Origin of the sequence: Collinsella sp. OF02-10 (assembly GCF_003463445.1) — a bacterium.
Lineage (GTDB): Bacteria > Actinomycetota > Coriobacteriia > Coriobacteriales > Coriobacteriaceae > Collinsella.
In genome coordinates, this window is record NZ_QSCW01000044.1 from 1 (window position 1) to 1823 (window position 1823).

The window sequence follows — 1823 nt, forward strand, 5'->3', positions numbered from 1 at the left end:
TGGGCATCGTCGGCGCGTTCTTCGGCGTGCTGGCGTAAGGGCCCGGCCTATTATCTGCCCCCAAGGGAAACGGCGACCCGCTGCGGTCGCCGTTTTTTATTATCGAAAGCTAGCTGGAGGTGCTTCGTGATTCGATCTGACAATCCACCCGATAATGGCGTGAGCGGGGCGATGTATCTATTTGGCACGGCGCTCTTGTGGAGCTTTATCGGCATCCTCGTTCACGCCAATTCGCAGTCAGCTCTATTGATCGGTGCCGTCACGGCAATATTTATGGCGCTCTTTATCCTGCTCGTCGGCAGGCCTGTCCTCCGCGTCAGCCGTCTTATTGTCCTTGTGGCCGTCTGCAACTTCGTGACAGGCACCACGTTTAACTTTGCCAACCAGCTCACGACGGTCGGTAACGCAATCGTCCTGCAGTACACCTCGATGATTTTCGTTATCGTGTATCAATCGCTCGCAACACACACGTTGCCCTCGCCTGCGAAGATTGCCTCTGTGGTGGTTGCTTTTACGGGTATGGGACTTTTCTTTTTAGGTGATTTGAGTGCCGAGGGCATGCTCGGCAACCTGCTTGCCGTAATTTCGGGCGCCACCTTTGGGCTGTGTTTCTTTTTGAACTCTCGCCCCGATGCGTCGCCCATGGTGTCCTCGCTCATCTCCTGCGGTATCTCGATGCTGCCGATCGTCTATTTTGCCGGCACCCTAGACTCCGTGAGACCATTTGAGTGGGGGCTCATGCTGGTGCATGGCCTTTTTTGCAGTGGCCTTGCGAGCGTGCTGTATGCCAAGGGGATTGCGCGCACTAACGCGTTTGCGGCCAACTTGGTCTGCATGAGTGAGGTCGTGCTCGCTCCCTGCTGGTCGGCGCTCCTCTTTGGCGAGGTCTTTCGCTGGAACGAGTTTTTGGGCGCGGCGATTATCGTTTTGGTAATTGTAGCCAACTTGGCATCTGATGCCTTTGGCGATGGCTTTCTGGTGGCGCTTGTCCGCCATCGAAACAAGGAACATGCCTGATGGGATGCGTCTGCCGTTTACGGTAAAAAACACCCCGCTGGGCGAGTGGTATTAAATAGTAAGAACCTGCATACCTATAATTGGTATCAAATCATTTGTACCTGGCATGGGTGTTAGCAGCACACCAGGTACGCTTCGAGCCGTGTGATCGAACTCCCGGAATTGATATCAACAACGCGCGCGACGGGAGTGACGACGGTTCGATATTCCTTATTGGGAGGAATTATGCTTGTCCAAGCAATCCTCGTTGGCTTAGTCGGAGCGTTTGGATGCCTCGACTACCAGCTCGGCACCCTCTACGCGTTCCGTCCCATCGTCCTGTGCCCGCTCGTGGGCCTGGTGCTGGGGGACCTGCAGACTGGCCTTGCCGTAGGTGCAAGCCTTGAGCTGCTGTTCATGGGCTCGATCTCCATCGGCGCTTACGTGCCGCCTAACGAAACCGTCGGCGGCGTGCTCGCCTGCGCGTTTGCCATCCAGCTCGGCCAGGGTACCGAGACGGCCATCGCGCTCGCCATGCCCATCGCCGTCCTTTCGCTGACGATCGGCAACATTACCAATGCTTTGTTCCCTGTGTTTGTCGATATGGCAGACAAGTTCGCCCTCAAGGGAAACCTCAAAGGCATCTACGCCGTTCATTGGGGAATTGGAATTTGGGGTTGCGTTGAGTACTTCCTGCTGTGCGGCGGCGCCTTCTATCTGGGTTCCGACGCCATTCAGGGTCTGCTCGACTTCATCCCGCCCTTCATCATCGACGGTTGCGGCGTTGCCGCCAACATCCTGCCGGCCATGGGCTTCGCCATGCTCGG

2 protein-coding genes are annotated in these 1823 nt (G+C 56.6%); both read left to right on the forward strand.

Annotation, left to right across the window (positions count from 1 at the left end; translation table 11 throughout):
* Positions 1-126: 126 nt before the first annotated feature.
* Positions 127-1017: a DMT family transporter gene (locus tag DXA43_RS10095; RefSeq protein WP_233540081.1), complete on the forward strand. Its 891-nt coding sequence runs from the start codon at positions 127-129 to the stop codon at positions 1015-1017.
* A 225-nt stretch (positions 1018-1242) separates the two neighbouring features.
* On the forward strand, positions 1243-1823 hold a 581-nt coding region (locus tag DXA43_RS10100), incomplete at its 3' end, for a PTS sugar transporter subunit IIC (RefSeq protein ID WP_147344768.1).